Raw genomic sequence first — 24533 nt, forward strand, 5'->3', positions numbered from 1 at the left:
TCCCGCTTGACCTTCATTCCGCGGTTGTGTGTAATCGGCTGCGCTGCGAATAGCCTTGAATTGTGGACCGTCACCCTGCCACGGCGTCGATGGACTCGCCCATCGAAGCGTGAGTACCAGCGTGATGCAGCATGGTATCCGTGCCGACCGCGCCCCTGAAACGTCGGGGGCGCGCCCGTGTCACCGGCTGCCGCCCTGGAGCTCACTCCGGTGCTCCTGGGACGGTTCTGAACGAGATGCGTGACGCCCTCGCGTCGCTGCTCGGGCTCGCACACGGCGGCTGATGTTCTGCCCCTGAAGAGACTCCTGCCACCACACACGACATGACCTATCACGACTTCAGCTCCGAGGACGCCAGCATTCACCGCTCGTTCGAGCTCCAGGCCGGGCGCACGCCCGGCGTCGTGGCCGCATCCTTCGGCCCTGACCGGCTCACCTATCAGGAGCTGAATCGCCGCGCGAACCAGCTCGCGCACCACCTGAGGAGCCTGGGCGTCGGCCGCGACGTCCTCGTCGCGCTCTGCGCCGAGCGCTCCCTGGAGGCGCTCATCGGGCTGCTCGCGGCGCTCAAGGCCGGCGGCGCCTATGTCCCTGTCGACCCCGCGTACCCGCGGGAGCGGGTCGCCTTCATGCTCGAGGACGCCGGGGCGCCCGTCCTGCTCACCCAGGCGCGGCTGCTCCCGTCGCTGCCGCGCCACGGGGCGCGCGTGGTCCTCCTGGACGGCGATCGCGATCTGACCGCGGGCTTCAGCGGCGAGGACCCGCCGGACACCACGGGCCCCGACGACCTCGCCTACGTCATCTACACGTCGGGCTCGACCGGCAGGCCCAAGGGCACGCTGCTGACGCACCGCGGCCTCACCAACCTCACCCGCGCGCTGGCCGAGCGATTCGACGTGGCGCCGGGCTGCCGCGTGCTCCAGTTCGCGTCCCTCAGCTTCGATGCGTCGGTCTGGGAGATCGCGATGACGCTCGCCCGGGGAGGCACCCTGGTGATGGGGGCGCAGGCCGAGATGATCCCCGGGCCCGCGCTGCTCGATCGGATGCGCGCGGAGGAGGTGTCGATCGCGACCTTCCCCCCCTCCGCGCTCGCCGCCTTCCCCGAGGGCGCGGAGCGCTCGCTGCCCGCGCTCCGGACCCTCATCGTCGCCGGCGAGACCTGCCCGGCCGACCTCGCCGCGCGCTGGGCGCGGGGGCGCAGGTTCATCAACGCCTACGGTCCCACCGAGTTCACCGTGTGCGCCACGATGGCCGACGGGCTCGACCCGGTTCGGGACCCCGGCGAGCCCCTCTCCATCGGCCGGCCGATCAGGAACGCGCGCTGCTACGTGCTCGACCATGCCATGCGCCCGGTCCCGGACGGCGAGGCCGGCGAGCTCTACCTCGGTGGACCCGGGCTGGCCCGGAGCTACCTGGGACGGCCCGAGCTCACGGCGGCGCGGTTCGTCCCCGATCCGTTCAGCTCCACCCCGGAGGCCCGGCTCTACCGCACGGGGGACGTGGTGCGCCGCCTGCCCGGCGGCGATCTCGCCTTCCTCGGGCGCGTCGACCAGCAGGTGAAGATCCGCGGCCACCGCGTCGAGCTCGGCGAGGTCGAGGCCGCGCTTGGGCGCCACCCCGCCGTCCGCGCGGCGGTGGCCGTCGCCAGCGAGGGCCGCCTCGTCGCCTACGTCGTCGCGCGCCCGGACGCGCCGGACGCGCCCCCGGCCGCCCCCCGGGCCGTCGTGCCCGCGCTGCGCAGCTTCCTCCGCGAGAGCCTCCCCGAGGTCATGATCCCGTCGACGTTCGTGCTGCTCGACGCGCTGCCGCTCGGCCCCAGCGGGAAGGTGGACCGCGCGGCCCTGCCGCCGCCGGACGCCGCCCGGCCCGATCGCGGCGACGGCGAGCCCCTCGCGCCGCGCAACCAGATCGAGGCGGCGATCGCCGCGGCGTGGGCCGAGGCGCTCGGGATCGAGCACCTCGGCGTCCACGACGACGTCTTCGACCTCGGGGCGCACTCGCTGCTCGCCGCGCGGGTGCTGTCGCGGCTACGCCGCGCGCTCGGCGTCGAGCTCTCCCTGCAGAGCCTGTGCGACGCCCCCACGGTCGCCGCGCTGGCCGAGCTCGTGGAGTCGCTCCCCCGGCCGAAGCAGCGCCCGGCCGCCGCGGCCATCCGGCCTGCGCCGCGCGACCGGCCCATCCCCCTCTCGCACGGGCAGCGGCAGATCTGGCTCCACGCCTCGCTCCACCCGGGCGCGCTGTTCTACAACGAGCCGTTCTCCCTGCGCCTCCGCGGGCCCCTCGACGTCCCGGTCCTGGGGCGCGCCCTCGACGAGCTCCTCAGGCGCCACGAGATCCTGAGGAGCGTCGTCGCGGTCGTCGGCGGCGAGCCCGTGCAGCAGATCCTGCCCCCGGCGCCGCTCGATCTGCCGGTCGTCGAGCTGACCGCGCTGCCGGCCGAGGCGCGGTGGGGGCGCGCCGTCGCGCTCGCCACAGACGAGGCCCGGCGCCCGTTCGATCTCGCCCGCGGCCCGCTGCTCCGGGCCACGCTGGTCCGGCTCGACGAGGCCGACCACGTGCTGTTCGTGGTGGTGCACCACATCCTGATGGATGGAGTCTCCATCTTCGACGCGCTCCCGAGGGAGCTCCACGCGCTCTACCAGGCGTTCGCCGCGGGCAGGCCGTCGCCGCTGCCCGAGCGCGCGATCCACTACGCCGATTACGCGGTCTGGCAGCGGGAGCAGCAGCTGAGCGGCGCCCTCCAGCCGCAGCTCGATTACTGGAGGCGACAGCTCGCCGACCTGCCCACCCTGGAGCTGCCGACCGACAGGCCGCGCCCGGCCGCCCCGAGCCTCGCGGGGGCCCGCCACTGCGTCGCCCTGTCGCGGGAGCTCACGCTCCGGCTGAAGGCGCTGGCCAGGGAGCAGGGCGTCACGCTCTTCGTGGTCCTGCTCTCGGCCTTCAAGGCGATGCTCTACCGGTACGCGCGGCAGGACGAGGTCGTCGTGGGCACGTCCGCGTCGTGCCGCCACCCGCCGGAGACCGAGGACCTCCTCGGCTTCTTCCTGAACACGCTCGTGCTGCGCACCGACCTGCGCGGCGACCCGACGTTCCGGCAGCTGCTCGGGCGCGTGCGGGCGGTGAGCCAGGCCGCGCTCTCGCACCAGGACGTGCCGTTCGCCAGCGTCGTGCAGGCGCTCCAGCCGAAGCGGGTCCCCGGCCAGAACCCGCTGTTCCAGGTCGCCTTCGTGCTGGAGCCGCCCGTGCCGGCGCTCGATCCGGGCTGGACCCTGAGCCAGCTCGACGTGGACACGGGCGCGTCCAAGTTCGACCTGATGCTGGAGCTCGACGAGCGCGAGGACGGCATCATCGGGCGCATCGAGTACAGCACCGCGCTGTTCGACGCCCGCACCATCGAGCGGATGGCGGGCCACTACGAGGCCCTGCTCGAGGGCGCGTCGCGCGACGTCGATCTGCGCCTCTCGGCGCTGCCGCTGCTCACGCCCGAGGAGCGGAGCGCGCTCCGCGCGTGGGGCACCGCCCCGGCCGGCCCCGGGTCGGACGCGTGCATTCACCGCCTCTTCGAGGCCCAGGTCGAGCGCTCTCCCGAGGCCGTCGCGGTCGTCTTCGACGACGGCGCGGGCAACGTCACGTCGCTCACCTACCGGGAGCTGAACCGGCGGGCCAACCAGCTCGCGCACACCCTGCTCGGCCTCCGCGCGCCGGGGGCGCCGGGGCCCGGGGCCGCGCCCGGCCCCGACGAGGGGGCCCTCGCGCGCACCGACGAGGGCGCCCTCGCGCCCGAAGACCGCGTGGCCGTGTGCATGTACCGGTCGATCGAGATGATCGTCGCGCTCCTCGGCGTGCTGAAGGCGGGCCTCGCCTTCGTGCCCCTGGATCCGACCTACCCCACCGAGCGCCTCGCGTTCATGCTGGAGCAGGCCCGGGTCCGCGTGATGCTCACCCAGGTGCGCGTCGGCGCGGTGCTGCCGGGGTGCCGCGCGCGCGTCCTCTGCCTGGACGCGGATCCCGAGGAGATCGGCCGGGCGCGCGACGACAACCCGACGGAGCTGGCGACGCCGGACCAACTCGCCTATGTCATGTACACGTCGGGCTCCACCGGCCGGCCCAAGGGCGTGGCCGTGCCGCACCGGGGCGTGGCCCGGCTCGTCAAGGGCACGACGTACGCGCGCTTCGCGCCGGACGAGGTCTTCCTGCAGCTCGCGTCGATCTCCTTCGACACGTCGCAGTTCGAGATCTGGGGCGCGCTCCTCAACGGCGGCCGGCTGGTCGTCATGCCCCCCGCGCCCGCGTCGCTCGACGACCTGGATCGCGTGATCCGGCAGCACGGGGTGACCACGGTGTGGCTCACCGCCGGCGTCTTCCACCTCCTCGTGGACGAGCGGATCACGGCGCTGCGCGGCCTGCGCCAGATCGTGGCCGGGGGGGACGTCCTGTCCCCGCAGCACGTCAACCGGGTCCTCGCCGAGCTCCCGGGGTGCCGGATGATCAACGGCTACGGGCCCACGGAGGCCGCGACGTTCGCCTGCTGCGCCGCGGTGGAGCGCCCGGTCGGCCACACGGTGCCCATCGGAAGCCCGATCCCCGGCACGAGGGTGCACGTGCTCGACCGGGATCTCAACGAGGTCCCGGCCGGCGTCCCCGGGGAGCTCTGCATCGGCGGAGAGGGCCTCGCGCGCGGCTACCTCGATCTGCCGGAGCTCACCGCGGAGCGGTTCATCCACGATCCCATCGGCGGCGAGCCGGGAGGGCGGCTGTACCGGACCGGCGATCGCGTCCGCCTGATGCCGGACGGGCAGCTCGAGTTCCTCGGCCGCATGGATCAGCAGGTCAAGGTCCGCGGTTACCGGATCGAGCTCGGCGAGATCGAGGTGGTCCTCGGCGAGCACCCGGCCGTGCGCGAGGTGGTCGTGGTGGCGCAGCCGGCGCGCTCGGGCGACCGGCGCCTCGTGGCGTACGTCGTCCCGCACGGCGGCAGGGCCGCAGCGCCGCCCGCGCAAGCCGGGGCCCGCGCGCGCCCGTTCATGGCGGATCCGACCGGCGGGCTCGAGCGTGCGATCCGCGATCACGCGCAGCGGCGGCTGCCCGACTACATGCACCCCTCGGCCATCGTGCTGCTCGACGCGCTGCCCCTCACGGGCAACGGCAAGGTGGACCGCCGCGCCCTGCCGGCCCCCGTCGAGCTCCGCCCCGAGAGCGCGCCCATGGTGGCGCCGCGGAGCTCGCTCGAGGAGCGGCTCACCGCGATATGGCAGGACGTCCTCGGCATCGAGCGCGTGAGCGTGCAGGACAACTTCTTCGATCTGGGCGGCCACTCGCTGCTCCTGATGCGCCTCCACGAGCGCGTCCGGGAGTCGTTCGGCAGCGATCTCTCCATCGTCGATCTGTTCGCGCGCCCGACGGTCACCGATCTCGCCGCGTTCCTCGCGAGCGGCAGCGGCGGCGGGAGCGACCTCTCGGAGGCCGACGCCCGGGCGCTGAAGCAGCGAGAGATCCTGAAACGAAAGAAGCAGGCAGCCAAGAGCAGACAGAATGGATCCGCTTGATCAACCCGTCCCGGAGGACCAAATCGCGATCATCGGGATGGCCGGCCGCTTCCCGGGCGCGAGGAGCGTCGACGCCTTCTGGCAGAACCTGCGCGATGGGGTCGAGTCGATCGCGGCGCTCTCGGATCAGGATCTCGCCGCGGCGGGCGTGCCCCCGGAGGTGGCCTCGGACCCGAGCTACGTCCGCGCGCGGGCCGTGCTCGACGAGGTGGAGTGGTTCGACGCGGCCTTCTTCGGGATGACCCCGCGAGAGGCCGAGATCCTGGATCCGCAGCACCGCTTCTTCCTGGAGTGCGCGTGGGAGGCGCTCGAGCACGCCGGGTACAACCCCGAGGCGTTCAAGGGGACCATCGGCGTCTACGCGGGCGCGAGCGGCCACGACACGTATTTCCTGAGCAACCTTTACCCGAACCACGAGCTCAGGAAGGCGATGGACTATCAAGTCTACGTCGCCAACGACAAGGACTTCCTGCCCACGCGGACCTCGTACAAGCTGAACCTCCGCGGGCCGAGCGTCGCGGTCCAGACCGCCTGTTCCACCTCGCTCGTGGCCGTCCACATGGCCTGCCAGGCGCTGCTCACCTACCAGTGCGACATGGCGCTGGCCGGCGGCGTGGCCATCAACGTCCCCACGCGGTCGGGTTACCTGTACCGGCACGGCATGATCCTCTCGCCCGACGGGCGCTGCCGCGCGTTCGACGCCGAGGCGCAGGGGACGGTGGTCGGCAACGGCGCGGGCGTCATCGTGCTGCGCCGGCTCGAGGACGCCCTCGACAGCGGCGATCACATCGAGGCGGTGATCCGGGGCTCGGCCGTCAACAACGACGGCTCGGGCAAGATCGGGTTCACCGCGCCGGGCGTGGAGGGGCAGGCGCAGGTCATCGCGCAGGCCCTGGCGATGGCGAACACCGATCCCGAGACGATCAGCTACGTGGAGGCCCACGGCACCGGCACGCGCCTCGGGGATCCCATCGAGGTCGCGGCGCTCACCCGGGCGTTCCGCGCCCGGTCCCGCGGCCAGCGCAAGGGCTGGTGCGCGCTCGGCTCGGTCAAGCCGAACGTCGGGCACCTCGACGTCGCCGCCGGCATCACCGGCGTGATCAAGGTCGTGCAGGCGCTCCGCCACCGGCAGATCCCGGCCAGCCTGCACTTCAAGACGCCGAACCCGGAGATCGACTTCGCGAACAGCCCGTTCTACGTCAACGCGGCGCTCGCGGACTGGGAGCCCGGCGACGGGCCCCGCCGCGCCGGCGTGAGCTCGTTCGGCATCGGCGGCACCAACGCCCACGCCATCCTCGAGGAGGCGCCCCACGCGGCGGCGGCGCCCGGCGGGCGGTCCTGGCAGCTCCTCCTGCTCTCCGCCCGCACGAGGACCGCGCTCGACACGATCACCGAGAACCTCGTCGGGTACCTCAAGGCGCACCCGGACGTCAGCCTGCCGGACGTCGCGTTCACGCTCCAGGTCGGCCGCAAGACGTTCCCGCACCGGCGCATGCTCGTCTGCAACGACGCAGACGAGGCGGTGAACCTGCTGTCGACGCTCGGGGAGCGGCGGGTCCTCGCGCACGTCGAGGAGGCCATCGATCGCCCGGTCGTCCTCATGTTCCCGGGGCAGGGCACGCAGTACGCCGGCATGGCGCGGGAGCTGTACGAGCGGGAGCCCACGTTCTGCGCCGGCGTCGATCTCTGCGCGGCCATGCTCCAGCCCGAGCTCGGGTTCGATCTCCGCGAGGTGATCTACCCGCCCCCGGGGCGGGAGGCGGCGGCCGCGGAGCTGCTCAAGCAGACGCGCTTCGCCCAGCCCGCGCTCTTCGTGATCGAGTACGCGCTCGCCACGCTCTGGATGGAGTGGGGCATCCGGCCCGCGGCGATGATCGGCCACAGCCTCGGCGAGTACGTCGCGGCCTGCCTCGCGGGCGTCTTCTCGCTGGAGGACGCGCTGAAGATCGTCGCCCGGCGGGGCAAGCTGATGCAGGAGATGCCGCCGGGCGCGATGCTCGCGGTCCCGCTGCCCGAGGCCGAGGTGCAGCCGCTGCTCGACGAGGGGGGCGGCGCGCTCTCGCTCGCGGCCGTCAACGGGCCGGCCGCCTGCGTCGTGGCCGGGCCCGAGGACGCCGTCGAGGCGCTCTCCGACCGGCTCTTCGCCGAGCGCGAGCTGGAGTGCACGCGCCTCCAGACGTCGCACGCGTTCCACTCCCGGATGATGGAGCCGATGCTCGCGTCGTTCACCGCGATCGTGGCCCGCGCGCGCCCGAGCGCCCCGAAGATCCCGATCGCGTCGAACGTCACCGGCACCTGGCTGTCCGCGGCCGACGCGCAGGACCCCGGGTACTGGGCGAGGCACGTGCGCGAGCCGGTGCGCTTCATGGCGGGGCTCGGCGAGGTGCTCGCCGATCCGACGCGCGCCCTGCTCGAGGTCGGCCCGGGCCGGGTGCTCGCGACCCTGGCCAAGCAGCACCCCGCGCGGGGCGCCCGCCGGGTGATGCTCTCGTCGATCCGGCACGTCCACCACCGCCAGTCCGACATCGGGTTCCTGCTGGAGACGCTGGGCCAGCTCTGGCTCTCCGGCGTCCGCGTCGACTGGTCGGGCTTCTACACCCACGAGCCCCGCCGGCGCGTGCCCCTGCCGACCTACCCGTTCGAGCGGAAGCGGTACTGGATCGACCCGCCCTCGAGCGCCGCGCGCCGGCCGGCGCGCAGCGCGCCGGAGCCGGCCGGCCTGATCCACCTCCTGGCCTGGAAGCGCTCGGTGCTGTCGGGGTCGATGAAGGCGTCGGCCCGGCCGGCCAGGGCGCAGTGCTGCGTCGTCTTCGCGGACAGCTACGGGCTGGGCGCCCGGATGGAGATGCGGCTCCGCCGGGACGGCTACAAGGTCATCACCGTGCGGCCGGGCGAGGGCTTCGCCGAGACGGGCGAGGGCGAGTTCACCGTCGCCCCCGCGAGCCGCGCGGACCACGCGTCCCTCTTCGGCGCGCTGCGCGCGGCGGGCGTGTCCCCCTCGCGCATCATGTTCCTGTGGGGCGTGACCAAGCCCGCGCGCGCGCCGCTCGACGCCGGCCGCCTCGCGGAGGCCCAGCGGCTCGGGTTCGCCAGCCTCGTCGCGCTGGCCCAGGGGATCGGCGACGCGGGGATTCGCGACGAGGTGCGGCTCGGCGTCGTGACGAGCCACATGCAGAAGGTGACCGACGCGGCCGTGCTCTGCCCCGAGAAGGCCACGCTGCTCGGCCCGTGCGAGGCCATCCCCAGGGCGTACCCGAACGTCTCGTGCATCAGCGTCGACATCGACCTGCCGGAGCCGCGGACGCTGCAGGAGGCGAGGCTCATCGACCAGCTCCTCGCCGAGGTCACGCTGGAGCAGACCGAGCCCGTCATCGCCTACCGGAACGGGGAGCGCTGGGTCCGGATCTTCGAGCCCGCGCGCATGGACCGCGCCGAGGGCCTGCCGCCGCGCCTCCGGGAGGGCGGCGTCTACCTGATCGCCGGCGGGCTCGGGGCCGTCGGCTCCGCCCTCGCGGAGCACCTCGCGAAGGTCGCGCGCGCGAAGCTCGTGCTCGCCGGCCGGACGGCGCTCCCGCCCCGGGAGGCCTGGGACGGCCTCGCCGGCGCGGGCGCCTTCGACGCGCTACGCCGCAAGATCGGCGCGGTGCTCGAGATGGAGCGGCTGGGCGCCGAGGTGCTGCTCGTGACGGCCGACGTCACGCGGCTCGACGACATGCAGCGCGCGGTGGCCGAGGGGCTCCAGCGCTTCGGGCGGATCGACGGCGTGATCCACGCGGCGGGCGCCCGTCGCGCCGTGCCCCTCCAGCGCATGACGCGCGAGGAGGGCGAGGCGCTCCTCGCCCCGAAGCTCGACGGCGCGCTCGTCCTCGACGAGTCGCTCCGGGGCCTCCGGCCCGATTTCGTCGCGCTGTGCGCCGCGCGGACCGCGGGCGCCCGCGGGGCGGGCCTCGCGGGCCAGTGCGCCGCGACCGCCTTCCTCGGCGCCTTCGCGCAGCGGCGGGCCGCCGGTGACGGCCCGCTCACGATCGCGATCGAGTGGGACCCGTGGCAGCGGCAGGACGCCTCGCGCGGCAAGGATCCCGAGCCCGCGGCCGACTCGAGCGAGGGCGGCGCGGCCGCCGCGGAGGAGGGGATCTCGCGCGACGAGGCGCTCGACGCCTGGATGCGCGTCCTTACGAGCCCCACGCCCCACGTCCTGGTCCTGAAGCGGGAAGCGCAGGCTAAGCAGCGCCCCTCGGCCAGCTCGATCGCGCCGCCCTCGCGGGACGTCGAGTCCGAGGGCATCCCGAGATCGGTCCACCCGCGGCCCGACCTCGGCACGGCCTACGTGGCGCCGCGCGATCCGCTGGAGCGCGCCGTCGCCGAGACGTGGGAGAAGCTGTTCGGCATCGAGCGGATCGGCGTCCACGACGACTTCTTCGCGCTCGGCGGCGACTCGCTGCTCGCCGTCCAGCTCATCTCCCGGCTGCGCAGCGTCGTGAACATGGATCTCCCCGGCCACAGCCTGCTCAACGCGCCGACCGTGGCGGCCCTGGCCGAGCTCATCGCGCAGTCCGACTCGCCCTCATCCACCTCGCTGTCGAGGCGCTCTCCCGCGCGCCTCTTGCCCGCGTCGCTCGTGCGGATCAAGCCCGGCACCGGGCGGCCGCTCTTCCTGATGCACCCGGTCGGAGGGCACGTTTACTTCTACCACGATCTCGCCACCTGCCTGGACCCGGCGCAGCCCGTGTACGGGCTGCAGGCGCAGGGCATCGAAGGCAAGGCGCCGCCCTTGACCCGCGTCGAGGAGATGGCCGCGCGCTACCTCGAGGCGGTACGGCGGCACATCCAGCCGGAGGGCCCCTACGTGCTCGGCGGGTCGTCCTTCGGCGGGGTCGTCGCCTTCGAGATGGCGCACCAGCTCATCTCCGGGGGCGAGCGCGTCGCGCTTCTCATGATGATCGACACGCCCGCGCCCTCGGCGGTGTTCCCCGAGGATCTCGACACCCCCGAGCGCCTCGCCTACCTGATCAGCGGCGATGCGAGTCTCCCCGTCCCCGCGGAGGAGATCCGGCACCTCTCCCCGGACGAGCAGCTGCTCCACGTGCTCCAGCGCAAGAAGGGTGTCTCCCGGATGTTCCCGAAGCTGGCGCTCCAGGAGCTCGCCACGTTCCGCAAGATCGTCACCGCCAACCTGCAGGCGATGCTGCGCTATGTCCCCCGCCCCTACCCGGGTGACGTGCTCTTCTTCGAGGCGAGCGAGCGCGACGCCATGACCGTGAACAACCCGGCGCGGGGATGGCTCGATTTGATCCAGGGCCAGCTCACTGTCCACGAGGTCCCTGGCAATCACATCACCATGAATTTGCCGCCGAACGTGCAAGTCATGGCCGATCATCTGCGCGCGGCCCTCGAGGCGGCGGGACATCAGGGCTGATGTTGACGCCCGGCCGGCGGGCTCTTTACCATGGGTGTGGAGCGGCGACGGCGACGCCCCCGCGCGGTCGCGCGGGCTCGAGTTCGGCCAGGGCGCGCGGCGGAGGTGGAGAATGTCGAAGATCACCGCGGAGCAGGCGAGAGAGGAGCACGTCGCGCTCCTCAAGGCGTGGACGAAGGCGGTGGGGGCCGTCAAGGACTACGGCTTCCTCGATCGCCACCTGGCCGAAGGCTGGCGGTACGTCGATTACAACGGAGTGCAGCGCGGCAAGGACGAGTACCTGAAGCTCGTCGACAGCATGTTGACGTACACGCAGGAGCTCCGGCAGTGCGACGTGCGTATCGTCGGCGGGGACGTCGCTATCGTGAGCGGCGTCTACCGCTCGCGCGCCGAGCTCAAGGGCGGTGTCAAGCTCGATAACACCATCGCCTTCACCGCGGTCTGGGAGCTCAAGGGCGGTGAATGGAAAGCCCTCGTGCACCACACGACGAGGATCCCTGACGCGTCGTGATCGACGTCCGCGCCGAGCGGGTCGAAGCGCTCCGGCGGCCGGCGCCTCGCCGGCGAGGCCGGAGGAAACGTTGACAGGGATCCTGCTTCGAGTACCGTACACTCAGGATCGTCCTATCGACGATCACCAGGGTTCTCATGGATCTTCGCCGGTTCCTCACGCACGCGGTGCAGATCGCATCTGCACTGTCGAAACTTCATAAGTCAGGCACGCTTCACCTGGACATCCGCCCCGCGAACCTCTCCGTGCACCCGGAGAGCGGGGAGGTGTCGCTCGACGGTGGGCTGGCCGTGGTGCGCGGCGATCTCGGCCTCTCCGACGAGACGAAGATCAACCCGGAGTCGCTGCCCTACATCGCGCCGGAGCGGACGGGCCGCGTCGACTGGCCGATCGACGAGCGCGCCGATCTCTACTCGCTCGGCGTCACGCTGTACGAGCTGCTCTCCGGCAAGCTGCCGCTCGACGCCGAGGACGCGCCCGCGTGGGCGCACGCCCACATCGCGAGGGCCCCTGTGCCGCTCGCGGAGCTGGTGCATGACGTGCCCCGGATCGTCTCCGAGATCGTGATGAAGCTCCTCGCGAAGTCTCCGGAGGAGCGTTATCAGACCGCCCGCGGGCTCTGGTCGGATCTCCTCATGTGCCAGACCGAGCTGGAGGAGCTCGGGATGATCGACTCGTTCCCGCTCGGGACGGCCGACATCCCGGACCGGCTGCAGCTCCCGACGAAGATCTACGGCAGGAGGCGCGAGCGCGCGATCCTGCTCGATGCGTTCGAGCGTGTGGTCGCCACGGGCACGGCCGAGCTCGTGCTCGTCGCCGGGTACTCGGGCGTCGGGAAGACCTCGCTCGTGAAGGAGGTGCAGGCGCCCATCGTCCGCGAGCGCGGGGCGTTCATCTCCGGGAAGTTCGATCAGCTCCAGCGCGACATCCCCTACCGCACGATCGCCCAGGCGTTCGGGGAGCTCGTCCGGCAGATCCTGACGGAGAGCCCGCAGTCGCTCGCGGGGTGGAAGCACCGGTTGAGCGACGCGCTCGGCGAGGAGGGGCGGGTCATCATCGACATCATCCCGCAGCTCTCGCTGATCCTCGGCGAGCAGCCGCCGGTGCCGCCGCTCGCGCCGAACGAGGCGCGCAGCCGCTTCGTCCGCGTGTTCCATGCGTTCCTCGGCGTGGTCGCGCGCAAGCGGCACCCGCTCGTGCTGTTCGTGGACGACCTGCAGTGGGCAGATCCCGCCAGCCTGCGGCTCATCCGCGACGTCGTCGCGGCGCCCGAGAAGCGGCACCTGCTCGTGATCGGGGCGTACCGCGACAACGAGGTGACCCCGTCGCACCCGCTCATGGAGGTGCTCCGGCAGATCCACGCCACGGGCGCGCGCGTCTCGACGCTCAGCCTCGACCCGCTCCCGCACGAGAACGTCCTCGAGCTCGTCACGGACACCTTCCGCTGCGAGGACGAGCTGGGGGCTCAGCTCACCAGGCTCCTCGTCCAGAGGACGGGCGGCAACCCGTTCTTCGTGGGCCAGTTCCTGACGGAGCTCTATCGCCAGAAGCTGGTCTGGGTCGATCCCGTGAGCGCCGTCTGGTGCTGGAACATCGGGGCCATCGCCGCGCAGAACCTGACCGACAACGTCGTCGACCTGGTGCTGGGCCGCCTCAGGCGGCTGGACGGCGAGACGCAGCGGGTCCTCTCCCTCGCCGCGTGCCTCGGCGCCCGCTTCGACGCCGAGGTCCTCTCGGCCATGTACGGCGAGTCGACCGAGACGACGCACGCCGCCATCTCCCCGGCCATCCGCGAGGGGCTCGTGGCGCGCCGAGGCAGCACGTACAAGTTCCTCCACGACCGCGTGCAGCAGGCCGCGTACCTGCTCATCCGCGAGGGCAACCACGCCTCGACGCACCTGCGCATCGGGCGCCTGCTGCTCGTCCAGACGCCGGAGGAGGCGCTGGAGGACCGGCTGTTCGAGATCACGAACCAGCTGAACATCGGCGCCTCCTTCATCACCGATCCGGGCGAGCGGCGCAGGACGGCCGAGCTGAACCTCCGCGCCGGCAGGAAGGCGAGGGCCTCCGGGGCCTACGGCTCCGCGGTGGCCTACTTCGCCGCGGGCTGCGCGCTGATCGGGGAGGACGACTGGGCGGGAGCCGACGATCTGCTCGCCTTCGCGCTGCACCTCGATCTCGCCGAGAGCGCGTGCGTGAACGGGGAGTTCGATCGGTCCATCGACCTCTGCTCGGTGCTCCTCGAGCGCGCGCGCACGCAGCTCGACAAGGCGGCGGCCTACCGCGTCCTGATGCAGAACCACATGGCCCGGTCCGAGCACGACGCGTGCATCGGCGTCGGGCTGGAGTGCCTCGCGCTGCTCGGCATCAAGCTCGGGAGGCAGCCGGCCGACGAGGAGGTCGTCGCGGAGATCACGGCGCTGCGCGACGCGCTCCGCGATCGCACGGCCGACGAGATCCTCGGCCAGCCGAGGATGACGGCGCCGCCGATGCTCGCGGCGATGGGCGTGATGGCCGTGATGTACGCCTCGACCTTCTACACCGATCCGAACCTCAACGACCTCCTGGTCTGCCAGATGGTCCGGCTCAGCCTGCTCCACGGCAACGCGGAGCCGACCGGCATCGGGTACACGTGCCTCGGCAAGGCGCTCTGCCAGAAGCTCGGCGCGTACCAGGACGGCGACCGGATCGGCAGGGTGGGCTACGAGCTGACCGAGAAGATGAACGCGCTCGTCTACAAGCCCGAGGTGGCCAACCTCTATGGCTGTCTGATCTCGGTCTGGACGCGCCACATCGACACCGGGATCGCCTGCCAGCGCGTGAGCATCCAGGCCGCGAACGAGGTCGGGAACCTGACGTGGGGGAGCTTCAGCAACATCCAGCTCACCCTGAACGTGATCGTGCGGGGCGACCCGATCGAGGAGGCGTACAAGGTCGCGGTGAGCGCGCTCGACTACGCGACGAAGGCGAAGATCACGTTCGCCGCGGACGCCGTGACGAGCATGCTGCGCCTGGTCCAGGCGATGAGGGGCGCCACGCGCCACCTCGGCACGATGAGCGCGGACGACTTCGACGAGCAGGCGTTCGAGGACCGCCTCGAGAAGGAGAGCTTCCCGAGCGTGCGGCTCGTCCATTACGTGATGAAGACCGCGCAGCACCTCCTGGCCTCCAACCCCGACGAGGCGGCCCTGGCCGCGGAGAAGGCGGAGCGCAACATCTCGGGGGGCAACGGGATGTTGTTCTCGGCCGAGTACCACTACTTCGGCGCCCTCGCCCGGGCGGCCCGCTTCTCCGGGGCCCCGGCCGAGGAGCAGGCCGGGCTCCGGCGGTCGCTCGCCGGCCACGAGGAGCAGCTGCGCGTCTGGGCCGAGAGTTGCCCCGACAACTTCGCCGGCAAACACGCGCTCGTAGCGGCGGAGCGCGCGCGCGTCGACGGCAGGCACGACGAGGCCGCGGCGCTCTACGATAAGGCGATCGTGGCCTTCCGCGAGTCCCGGTTCATCCACCAGGAGGCGCTCGCGAGCGAGCTCGCCGCCCGGTTCTACCTGGATCGCGGCTACAGCGGCCTGCCGGGGCTCTACCTGCGGGAGGCGGTGGCGTCGTACTCGCGCTGGGGCGCGAGCGAGAAGGTGAGGCAGCTCGAGCAGCGGCATGCGCTCGTCCTGAACCAGGAGCAGCGCCGCGCGACGAGCAGCGGCGTCATGACGATGGCGGCGGAGGCCATCGACGCGCAGACCGCGGTGAAGGTCTCGCGGTCGCTCTCGAGCGACATGACGCCGAAGGAGATGATGGAGTCGCTCATGCGGCTCGTCGTCGAGCACGAGGGGGCGGAGCGGTGCTGTCTCCTGCTCACCGGGGACGGCCTGCGGCTCGCCGCCGAGGCCGTGGTGGACCGCGACGGCATCAGCATCCGCGTGTACGAGCGGAGCACGGCGCCGCTCGCGACCCGCGTCCCGGCGTCGATCGTCAACTATGTCGAGCGGACGCGGGAGCGGGTGGTGCTCAGCGACGTCGGGGCGAGCGGCGCCTTCGCCGGGGACGAGTACCTCGTGCGCGAGCGGCCGAAGTCGGTGCTGTGCATGCCGCTCATGAAGAACCCCGGCGAGGTGGGCGGCCTCCTCTACCTGGAGAACCGGCTGGTCCACGGCGCGTTCATCCTGCGCCGGCTGCCGCTCCTCGAGTTCCTGGCCGCGCTGTCGCTGCAGAACACCGTGCTCCGCGGCGAGCTGGAGCAGGAGGCGCTGAAGGTCCAGCGGACCGAGGAGGCGCTGCGCCGGAGCGAGAGGGCGCTCCGGGATCTGGCGGAGTCGAGCGACGTCCCCACGTGAGGCGCGGGCCGCGCCGCCGCACCGGCGTGGTGTGGCGGTGCGGCGTTCAGGCGCTCTCAGGCGCTCTCGAGCACGTGGCCCACGCTGTCGAGGAACGGCCTGTCCGACACGGAGAGGTGGAGCTGCACGAACCGCCAGTGATCCCCGTGGCGCTCCACCGTGCAGGTCAGTCGGAGCGCGGGCAGGTCGAAGCGCACGCCGCCCATGGTGGCGTGGATACCGAAGCCGGCCGTCCCGGCGCAGGCGGCCGCTCCCCCGGCCAGCAGACGCACCTGGACATCGCCGGTGATCCTGCACACGAGGTCCTTCAGGATCTCGCTCTGCCGCCGGAACGAGGCCTCGATCTCGGCCCAGCGCGTGAAGTGCAGCTTGTCGTGTGTGCCGTAGAAGATCAGGGCATCGTCACGTACGAACATGTCGCATAACGCGTCCACGTCGCCTCGCTCGAAGGCGCGCGCGAACTCGACGAGCATCTGGCGAACCGAATCTTCTGGACTTGCCGGCTTTCTCCCCGAGGACTCCATGCGCTCCGCTGCTCCCGTACCGATCCGAGCCTGATCTCGGCCGAGCATACAGCACCCCGGAGGCGACGCGCGACGCCCTGCGCGCGAAAGCGCTCGGAGCCCGGGCGGCTGCGCGCGACAAGGGTCGTCGCGGTCACGAACACGTAACACCACACGACCCCGACCAGCGCCAGCCGACCAGGTGCCCCCTCGAACCCCGGAACCCAGCTGACCAGATACCCCACGAGCAGGAACAGCAGCCCCACGCCCTGCAGCTGCGCGATCGACATCCGCTTCAGGAGGGCGCCGACCGAGAGCGAGGGCAGGTACATGCTCAGGAGGTGCACCTGGATCACCCAGCTCGCCTGCTGGACCGAGCGCTGCTCGACGCCGCACATCTGGAGCGGCGTCGGCACCATGAGGAGGCTCATCACCAGGAAGGCGCCCGCGCCCATGGCCACCATGGGCCAGTACAGCGCGCGGGCGCGCGCGTCCGGCGCGGCGGAGGCCTCGGCGGCGCGCGCCTCCTGCGGCCCGTACGCCGCGAACGAGAGCGCCGCCATGAGCTGGAGCGCCGCGAGCATCAGCAGGGCAGCGGGCATGTACCTGGACGTCCGCCCCTCCAGCAGGCCGAAGAGCGAGATGCCGGGGACGATGCCAGCGGCGCTGGCGAGCTGGATCATGGTCAGCAGGCCCGGCGCCCTTGCTGCTCGGCTGCCCCTCGAGGATCGCGAAGCGATACTGCTGCACGAACGCGCCTTGCAGACCGACGCCGCAGACCGCCGCGCAGAACAGCGGGAGATCGGCGCGCTCCACCGCGACCGCCGCGACCGCCGCGTTGGGCCACGGCCGAGCCCCGCTCGGCGGAAAGACAGACGGAAAGTGTTGGAAATGCCGAGCTATCTTCCGGCCCCTTCTCGCTGTCGCAGAAATCCCTGGCGGGACGATTCCGCGGGGGCGAACCGTCGCGATCCGGTGCTTTGCCCCGAATTTCAGGGAGGCGTGACGACGGATCGCTGCCCGTCGGTGGGGTTGGGCCCAACCCGGGCCCAATGAATAGGCGTTTGCGGGACTGCGCCTGAGCAGCAGCGGCGGCGAGGTCCCGGCGCAGTCCCGCAAACGTCGGGTTGGACCGGGCCGGTTCGCGGCCGGGCGAGGCGGTCGCGAGGCCTATGGAGATCCTGCCCGAGAAGGCAGCAGAGGGCGGGCGTGGCGGGGCTCGCACGCGTGGTGCATCCCGCCGCCACGACGTTGGGCGCAGACGTGCCGAGGCAGAGCGCGGCGCCGACGGAGGCCCAGAAGCACGCACGCCGCCGACGTGGACGGCGCAGAAGGCGGATCGATCCCTGACCGCCGCGCAACGGAGGTGGTGTTGTTGCTCCTGCCCAGGCCAGCAATGCTCATGACGTGTCCGGAGGGGCAGCGGAAGAGGCGACGACGCACGACGGCAGCGGGCGGCGAGCCATCGCAGCCTGACCGCAGCGAGGACAGATGGACAGGTCGATCCCCGTGAGCTCGGCGAGCAGCGTGCACCAGTCGACCTTGACGACGTGGCGCGCAGAGGGCTCGTGCTCGTGAGAGCTGGCTTCCCGGTGCTCATCTCCCCCGACAGCGCACTGCCCTGCGTCTCGCGCCGCCAGGATCCTCGTGCGTGCCACCTCGAGCGTGGTGGTGGCGTGACACGCAGCCATCAAGCCGAAGTGTCGGATCTTCACGAAGCGATGAGGCAGCACGTGCAGCAGGAAGCGACGCAGAAACTCCTCTGCGGAGAGCGTCACGGTCTTGTCTCCGCGGGTCCGGAAGCACACGCCGCGCTCATCCATCCACCGCAGCCGGTGATTGGACAGCCCGACACGGTGGGTATAGCGACCGAGGTAAGCAAAGACCTGCTCGGGCCCAGCGAAGGGCGGCTTGGCGTACACCACCCAGGGTTTGCGGTAGAGCGCGCCGAGCAGCGCAGCGAAGGCAGCGGGGTTGGCCAGCGCGGCGGCCTCGCCGGTCAGGTCGAGCTCTCCTTGATCATAGGCCTGCCGGAGCGCGGCGAGCAACTTGCCACGGAAGAGCTTGCCGAGGACCTGCACAGGGAAGAGGTAGCCGCGCCGCCCCTCGATCCAGCGCGAGCCGTCGAGCGAGAGCCCACCGCCCGTGACGATGCAGTGCAGGTGCGGATGGAAGCTGAGATTGCGGCTCCAGGTGTGCAGCACGGCGGTGACACCGATGTCGGCGCCGAGCCGCCTGGGATCGCGGCCGAGCGTGAGCAGGGTCTGCGAGCCGCACTGGAAGAGCAGATCGAAGACCGTCTGCGGGTTGACGAGCGCCAGCGGGCGCAGCTCGGCCGGGAGCGTGAAGACGACGTGGAAGTAGTGCGTCGGCAGGATGCGCTGCTGCCGCTCGGCGATCCACCTGGCCTGGCTGAGGCTCTGGCACTTGGGACAGTGGCGGTTGCGGCAGGAGTTGTACGAGGGCTGCTCGTGGCCGCAGCTCGTGCACACGTCGACATGGCCGCCCAGCACCGCGGTCCTGCACGCAGCGATGTCGCGCAGGACCTTGCGCTGGGCGGTGGAGACGGCGTGGGCGCGCAGGTAGGCCTCGCCGTGGGCGCGGACGATATCCGCGACCTCGAGCCGAGGCCTACCCGTTGCCGTGGGCCGCGGCGCCGGGGGATGCGGGTGCACGCGACCTCAGCCGAGCTTCTTCTTGGCCTCCTGGGTGCCGAGCACCTCGACCGGGCTGCGGGTGCGACCGACGTGAGCCTGGCTGACGCGGACGTAGCGGACGGTGGTGCGGATGGAGCGATGGCCGAGCAGGGCCTGGATGACGCGGATGTCGGTGCCGAGCTCGAGCAGGTGGGTAGCGAAGCTGTGCCGCAGCACGTGCGGGGTGACGCGCTTGTGCAGCTTGCAGCGCCTCGCCGCCTCGCGCAGCGCGTTGCGCACCGCCTCGTGCGAGATGACCGAGCCCTGCTTGCGACCCGGGAACAGCTCCGGTCCAGCGGGTCTCTCCGCCCGCCAGTAGATGCGCAGCGCGGTCAGCACGGGGGCGCTGAGCATCACGTACCGATCACGCCCGTGCTTGCAATTGCGGACGTGGATGAGGTTGCGCTTGCTGTCGATGTCCTCGACCCGCAGCGAGCAGACCTCATCGATTCGCAGACCGGCGCCGTACGCCGTCAGTACGATCGTGCGTTGCTTGACCGAGCCGCTCGCGTTGAGCAGCGCCTCGACCTCGGTGCCGCTGAGGACCGGCGGCAGCTTCTGGGGTACCTTCGGCCAGGGGATCGCGACGGCGACCTCCGGACGCCCGAGCGTGGTGGCGTAGAGGAACTTGATCGCCGCCACGTACTGGTGCTGCGTCGCCTCCGCGATCTTTCGCTGCTCGGCGAGATAGAGCAAAAACGCGCGCACCTCGTCGAGACCCATCTGCTGCGGCGGCCTGCGGTGATAGGCTACGAAGGCCCGTGCGCAGCGGAGGTAATTGTCGCACGTCGACGGCTTGTATCGCCGCAGCTTCAGGTCTTCGGCCATTCGATCGCGGAGCTGTCCCATCGCTGCCCTCCTGGTGGACGCGGCGCCCGGGCAGGGGCGTCGCGAACGGCAGGGTGGGCAGGGAATGAGGCGGCGGGCGGCCAGTCCTGCGCGGCGCCGGGCTCTTTTTTCGCAATAAATACTGGCAAAATCCGCGCTGCGGCAGCAATGCCTGCCGTGACAACCGCAGCGAAGACAAGGATCCGAGCCGCGGCAGGAAACCGCGGCTCGGTATCCGCAATGCTTAACGGAGCAGGGCCCGCAGCAGCTTCTTGAGCCTCACGCCGAGCTCCTGCACCTCGTCCGCATCGCGCTCGCGGTCGCAGCAGTCATCGCGGTCGACCTCAGCAGGCACAGGAGCTGCCGCGAAGCGGCTTGGTCCAACCGGCGAGCCTCGATCCTGGGAAGCTCGCGTCGGCCGACGCGTCGCCTCGGGCCCTCGTGGTTGCCTCGCTCGCCGGCCCCCTGAACCGCGCCGTCGCCCTTGGGGATGAGGAGGCGGCGCGGATCGTTCACGAGGCGATCGGTCGGCTGCTCGGCCTGGTGCCAGCACCGGAGGGGAGAGAAAGGTCGCGCCGACGGTAGCAAGCCGCATTGACGAGGCGCCCGGATAGGACAGGTGCGGAGATCCGCGGAAACCGAAATGTCTTGGCTTTGGCCGGCACTGTCGGAGATGGCGGCCGATGTGGCACAGGACAGCTGTTCGCGCCCGATCGAGTGAACGAGCTGAGCCCTTGGGTCGCCTCGTGTCCGACGCCTGCTCTCCGTGTTCACGGAGACCAAGCCCCGGGCCGACCGAACATTCAGTACGACACGCCATCGAGGACGAACAGGATCCGGAGATCGATTCACGTTGCCGATATCGTGGAGGCTCGGCCAGCGCGAGCGGCGGCGCGTCAGCGCGACAGGTCGAGCTCGAAGAGCGGGAGCAGCCGGCCAGGGATGCTGGCAGAGCCCTTCTCGCCCACGCGCCGCGCGCCGCAGGCCTCGTAGAACCGCCCGGCGTTCGGATCGCCCTGGATCACGAGGACGCGGTACCCGCGTCGCCGCGCTTCGTCGCGCGCGTGCGCCAGGAGCGCGCGGCCATGACCGCGCCCGATCTCCTCCGGCTCGACGAAGAGGTGGCCGAGCTCCACCCGGGTCGAGCTCAGGGCCTCGAGCGTGTAAAACCCGAGCGCCTCGTCTCCGCGCACCAGGACGAAGGTCGGATGCCGCGCCACGTACGCCGGCGAGATCGAGAGCTCCGCGCGGCACGCCTCCATGAACTCGCGCGTGTAGCCCCAGTGCACCTTGGAACGGAGGGCGAGCGCGCCGAGGAGCTCAGCCTCCTCGGGGCGAGCGGCCCGGATCACGGGGACCTCAGGCAGGCGAGCCGACCGGGCGCGCCGGGGACGGCGGCGCGCCGGTCTCCGCCGGGCGGTGTCTGCTGGCGCAAGGGCATGGCTTCGGCATGCATGGCTTCGGCATTCTAGCGACGGGCTCCTGACCTCGCGATGTGCTGCGAGCGGACGAGCTCTCCGCGTGACGGCGTCTGCAACCGGCCCCGTCGAGTGATAAGAGAACGTCATGGGGTTCGATGTGCCTTTGATCCGAGAAGCACGGCCGGAGGACGCGCCGCTGCTCGCGGCAGCCGAGCGCGCGATCGCGAGCGTTCCGGGGAAGCTCGCCTCGATGCCCGACGAAATCGTCGACGACGACCTTCGAAAGAAGATAGTCGAGCTCGACGATCGCTGCGGCGGCATCTATCTCGTCGCCGAACACGCGGGCACGGTCGTCGGGCATGCGTTCTTGGAACCGCTCTCACTTGCCGCGACGTCGCACGTCGTCAGGCTGATGATCGCCGTTCACGAAGGCCATCAACGCCAAGGCGTTGGCAGAGCCCTCATGCACTCGCTCTTGCGCTGGGCGCGGTCAAACCCGCGCGTTGAAAAAGTCGAGCTTCAGGTGCGCTCGTCGAACGAGCCCGCGATCGCGCTTTATCGATCACTCGGGTTCGTCGAAGAGGGGCGTAAGACGAGGCGGCTGAAGATCGGTCCGAACGAGTATCTTGACGACGTTTACATGGCTCTGTGGGTTGGTCCGTAAAGCGCGAACCTTGCGCGCTCTCTAGAACGATACTCTTGCGTTTTGGCTTGTATGGGAAGGTACCGGCCACTGCGAATCGCCAACGTTGACGTTGCGTGGTTCTGAGTGCGGCGATGCAACTACCAGTCTCGCTGCCAAGCAATTCTACGCAGTGCTCGATCGCCAAAATCGATAGGTGATTTTTGTGTCGGCTCCAGGCTGCCAAACCGTTGAGATACGGAGGAAGCGGGTCGCCGATGATGACCTATCCAATAGCTGACCGGTTCCAGTGATACCGATGAGGGGACCGACGACGACCACGACCGGAAGTGGCGTGTGTAACGCGGGGCCAGCTCGGTCGCAGCGTTGGTTCAGTCCTCGTCGGGACACCCGTGCTCAGCCAGCACGTGGGCGGCGATGTCGCGATCGATGACGAATGCGCGGCGCCGCGCACTGACCTTCAGATTAGACCAGTGCGACGACTCCCCGCAGGCTGTGGAGTGAAGGCTGCCTCATCGTCGATGCATGGATAATTTGTTGATACAGCGTCACTTTTCAAGGAGCGCCGTCGTCCTTGGGGATGAGGAGGCGGCGCGGATCGTTCACGAGGCGATCGGTCGGCTGCTCGGCCTGGTGCCAGCACGTGGTCCAAGGCCGGGAACTCCTCGGCGACAACGGGGAGGGTGCAGGGGTCGGCGCCGAAGTGCCCGCGGAGGCGGCCGAGGAAGAACGGCTCCTGCGCGGCCTGGGCCGCCGCCATCGCGCCCATCAGATCCGTGAGGGAAGGCGTGGGGGTTTGGGGCTTGTCGTTATCCATGGTCTTGTCGCCAGCGTGGGGGTGGACAATCTCACACGAATGAGTGAACTCAATGCTCCGTTCCTCGAACGCCGCCGTTCCAGAACGCCCCCTGGCATCGTTCCGGCCATCTTCGCATACTCCGGACGTAATCCTCAGCGTCGCGGCGACGGGGCGGTGTCCCTCCTTACCCGTCGCAGGGCCCGCGCGCGGTGCATTGGGTGCAGCTCTGGCTCGACGACCGCGACGTGCGTTCGCCATGACGGGCTCGGGCCGGGTGCCCACCTACGCCGCGTCGAACCCGAACGCCATCGGTTCCCACGTTGGATCGCGCGCGGGTGCTGCCGTTCGGGGCTGCGAGGGCAAGTTCAGATGATCGAGGATGCGGCGCACCACCGCTGAGTCGGTGATCGTGGAAGCGTGGTCGCGGCACAAAGCGACGTCGATGTCGTCGGCGACGCTGAACCGAGAGAGCCACTCCGCGATCGGGAGGGGCCGCGACGGATCGATGGCGACGTCCAGGATCATGAGCTGTCCACCGACCCGGACCGCGGGCGCGACGTGGTGGGACCACGTCACGGTTCCGGACGGCTCGTTGGTTGTCTGGAAGACCAGCCGCTTGCGCGGCTTTGCCCTGACTCTGGCAAAGTAGGGCGTCGGATAGTCCCATTGGTGGAAGAAGTAGACCGCTGCCTCGGCCCGCTCCTCGCAGCCGTTGTCGGCCGCGAGCCAGGGAATCCGCCGCAGAAACTCGGCTTGCTCCGGCACGGTGAGCAGCCGGCTGTCGCGGATCGCGGCGAACCCGGAGCTCAGCTGCTCCCCGGTCCACGTGGGAACGCAATCGGCTGCCAGGCTTCCGGGCGGGCCCTTGAGCTCGTCGAACGAGCGCGGACCGTCGGGCTGTCGCATGAATCTGATCTCCCTACGTAAGACATGAAGCGCCCCGAGAGGAGCCGTCACGCTCGGAGCATGTCGGGGACCACGGGGTGCGGCGCACCATAGCACCGCTCGCGGTCCCCGCACGGCGGACATCGGCGATTCTCGAGGCTCGGCTGGCTCCTGCGCCGCCGCTCGACGGTTACCGGGTGGATGCCGGCAACCCCGGTCGTCCTTCGCTCGAACCGCATCGGATCGCGCCGTTTTCCTGCTGTGCGCAACCACGCACCGCGACGCGAGGACTTCCCTCTGCAGGGGCGCAGTGCCTCGGTGTACAATGCTCATCATGAAGAGCTTTTCCTGATGAGACACGCTGTGTCTGCCTGTCGCGTGCAGCCCCGAGAACCCGGACTTCGATCCAGCGAGCTCCGACGCCACGAGCACGGGGACGTCCGGCGGGGGCGGCGGCTTGCCCGCTTGCGATGATGGGCAGACCTTCTGCTCCGGATCCTGCGCGGACACGAGCTCCGGCATCGCCCACGCATCGTGAGCGAGCTGATCGAGTCGGCACCACTCATGGCGTGTCTGTCGGATCGCGAGCGGCTTCTCCGCTCGATGCTGCGCCGTGCGACCGGGCAATGTGCTCTTGTCTTTGTTGAGCTCCTCGTGACGGTGAGCGAATGGTCCACGAGGACGCCGTCGCCGAGCTCGACCCAGTTCGGGTGTGCGTAGAAGTCCTGCACCGCGTGAAGCGAACGGGAAAGGGCCAGGCGACACCTCGCCACGCGCGTCCGCGCAGGGCGCGTGTTGGTCGAGGCTCCTTCCGGGCGAGTTTGCGGTGCAGGACCGTGGTTATCGGCTTGGCCTGCCCAGGCCGCACGGCACCACCATCACTGCGTCATGAACCGTCCGCGCGACGCGGGCGAGGTCAGCGCTCTCTCCGCCACGCGGACGGAGCCCACTGCACTG

Annotated in this window: 12 protein-coding genes; 5 read left to right on the forward strand and 7 right to left on the reverse strand. The window is 70.8% G+C overall.

Annotated features, from left to right (window positions below):
• Positions 1–323 precede the first annotated feature (323 nt).
• The 4 genes from WMF19_RS13175 to WMF19_RS13190 all read left to right on the forward strand — a co-directional run bounded on the left by WMF19_RS13175 (position 324) and on the right by WMF19_RS13190 (position 15801).
• Entirely contained in the window at positions 324–5546 is a 5223-nt protein-coding gene (locus tag WMF19_RS13175) for an amino acid adenylation domain-containing protein (RefSeq protein WP_437899414.1), read from the forward strand.
• The gene (locus tag WMF19_RS13180; protein ID WP_437899416.1) at positions 5533–10962 is read left to right on the forward strand and encodes a type I polyketide synthase; all 5430 of its coding nucleotides are present in this window, start codon (positions 5533–5535) and stop codon (positions 10960–10962) included. The genes WMF19_RS13175 and WMF19_RS13180 overlap by 14 nt, the downstream gene beginning before the upstream one ends.
• A gap of 112 nt (positions 10963–11074) precedes the next feature.
• The gene (locus WMF19_RS13185; protein ID WP_148313982.1) at positions 11075–11473 is read left to right on the forward strand and encodes a YybH family protein; all 399 of its coding nucleotides are present in this window, start codon (positions 11075–11077) and stop codon (positions 11471–11473) included.
• Positions 11474–11610: 137 nt separating this feature from the next.
• Positions 11611–15801 (forward strand): ATP-binding protein, encoded by a 4191-nt coding sequence (locus tag WMF19_RS13190; RefSeq protein WP_437899417.1) that lies wholly within the window; start codon positions 11611–11613, stop codon positions 15799–15801.
• Between the two features lie 56 nt (positions 15802–15857).
• On the opposite strand, the gene WMF19_RS13195 is transcribed toward WMF19_RS13190, so the two are convergent.
• The 5 genes from WMF19_RS13195 to WMF19_RS13215 form a co-directional block, all read right to left on the reverse strand.
• Positions 15858–16274, reverse strand: a complete 417-nt coding sequence (locus WMF19_RS13195) for a nuclear transport factor 2 family protein (RefSeq protein ID WP_061614382.1) — start codon at positions 16272–16274, stop codon at positions 15858–15860.
• On the reverse strand, positions 16193–16987 hold the full coding sequence (locus WMF19_RS13200) for a hypothetical protein (RefSeq protein ID WP_437899418.1): 795 nt from the start codon (positions 16985–16987) through the stop codon (positions 16193–16195). The genes WMF19_RS13195 and WMF19_RS13200 overlap by 82 nt, the downstream gene beginning before the upstream one ends.
• A gap of 717 nt (positions 16988–17704) precedes the next feature.
• The gene (locus WMF19_RS13205) at positions 17705–18979 is read right to left on the reverse strand and encodes an IS91 family transposase (RefSeq protein WP_437899419.1); all 1275 of its coding nucleotides are present in this window, start codon (positions 18977–18979) and stop codon (positions 17705–17707) included.
• Between the two features lie 6 nt (positions 18980–18985).
• Positions 18986–19849 (reverse strand): tyrosine-type recombinase/integrase, encoded by an 864-nt coding sequence (locus tag WMF19_RS13210; RefSeq protein ID WP_437899420.1) that lies wholly within the window; start codon positions 19847–19849, stop codon positions 18986–18988.
• A gap of 875 nt (positions 19850–20724) precedes the next feature.
• A complete protein-coding gene (locus WMF19_RS13215; protein WP_437328983.1) occupies positions 20725–21180 on the reverse strand; it encodes a GNAT family N-acetyltransferase in 456 nt (151 codons plus the stop codon).
• 214 nt (positions 21181–21394) lie between these two features.
• Here WMF19_RS13215 and WMF19_RS13220 point away from each other — a divergent pair, with 214 nt between their 5' ends.
• A complete protein-coding gene (locus WMF19_RS13220; protein WP_437899421.1) occupies positions 21395–21913 on the forward strand; it encodes an N-acetyltransferase family protein in 519 nt (172 codons plus the stop codon).
• 1060 nt (positions 21914–22973) lie between these two features.
• Here WMF19_RS13220 and WMF19_RS13225 read toward each other — a convergent pair.
• The gene (locus tag WMF19_RS13225; protein ID WP_437899423.1) at positions 22974–23597 is read right to left on the reverse strand and encodes a protein-glutamine glutaminase family protein; all 624 of its coding nucleotides are present in this window, start codon (positions 23595–23597) and stop codon (positions 22974–22976) included.
• A gap of 311 nt (positions 23598–23908) precedes the next feature.
• Positions 23909–24349, reverse strand: coding sequence for a hypothetical protein (locus WMF19_RS13230; protein WP_437899424.1), 441 nt, complete (start codon positions 24347–24349; stop codon positions 23909–23911).
• Between the last annotated feature and the right edge of the window lie 184 nt (positions 24350–24533).

This window comes from Sorangium sp. So ce124 (genome assembly GCF_051525235.1).
Taxonomy (GTDB): Bacteria; Myxococcota_A; Polyangia; order Polyangiales; family Polyangiaceae; genus Sorangium; species Sorangium atrum.

Excerpts from the sequence above, each read along its gene's own strand:
- WMF19_RS13195 (WP_061614382.1), bottom strand. The coding sequence starts at position 16,274 with ATGCTCGTCGAGTTCGCGCGCGCCTTCGAGCGAGGCGACGTGGACGCG.
- WMF19_RS13220 (WP_437899421.1), top strand. The coding sequence starts at position 21,395 with ATGGGGTTCGATGTGCCTTTGATCCGAGAAGCACGGCCGGAGGACGCG.
- WMF19_RS13180 (WP_437899416.1), top strand. The coding sequence starts at position 5,533 with ATGGATCCGCTTGATCAACCCGTCCCGGAGGACCAAATCGCGATCATC.
- WMF19_RS13175 (WP_437899414.1), top strand. The coding sequence starts at position 324 with ATGACCTATCACGACTTCAGCTCCGAGGACGCCAGCATTCACCGCTCG.
- WMF19_RS13225 (WP_437899423.1), bottom strand. The coding sequence starts at position 23,597 with ATGCGACAGCCCGACGGTCCGCGCTCGTTCGACGAGCTCAAGGGCCCG.
- WMF19_RS13200 (WP_437899418.1), bottom strand. The coding sequence starts at position 16,987 with ATGATCCAGCTCGCCAGCGCCGCTGGCATCGTCCCCGGCATCTCGCTC.
- WMF19_RS13185 (WP_148313982.1), top strand. The coding sequence starts at position 11,075 with ATGTCGAAGATCACCGCGGAGCAGGCGAGAGAGGAGCACGTCGCGCTC.
- WMF19_RS13190 (WP_437899417.1), top strand. The coding sequence starts at position 11,611 with ATGGATCTTCGCCGGTTCCTCACGCACGCGGTGCAGATCGCATCTGCA.
- WMF19_RS13210 (WP_437899420.1), bottom strand. The coding sequence starts at position 19,849 with ATGGGACAGCTCCGCGATCGAATGGCCGAAGACCTGAAGCTGCGGCGA.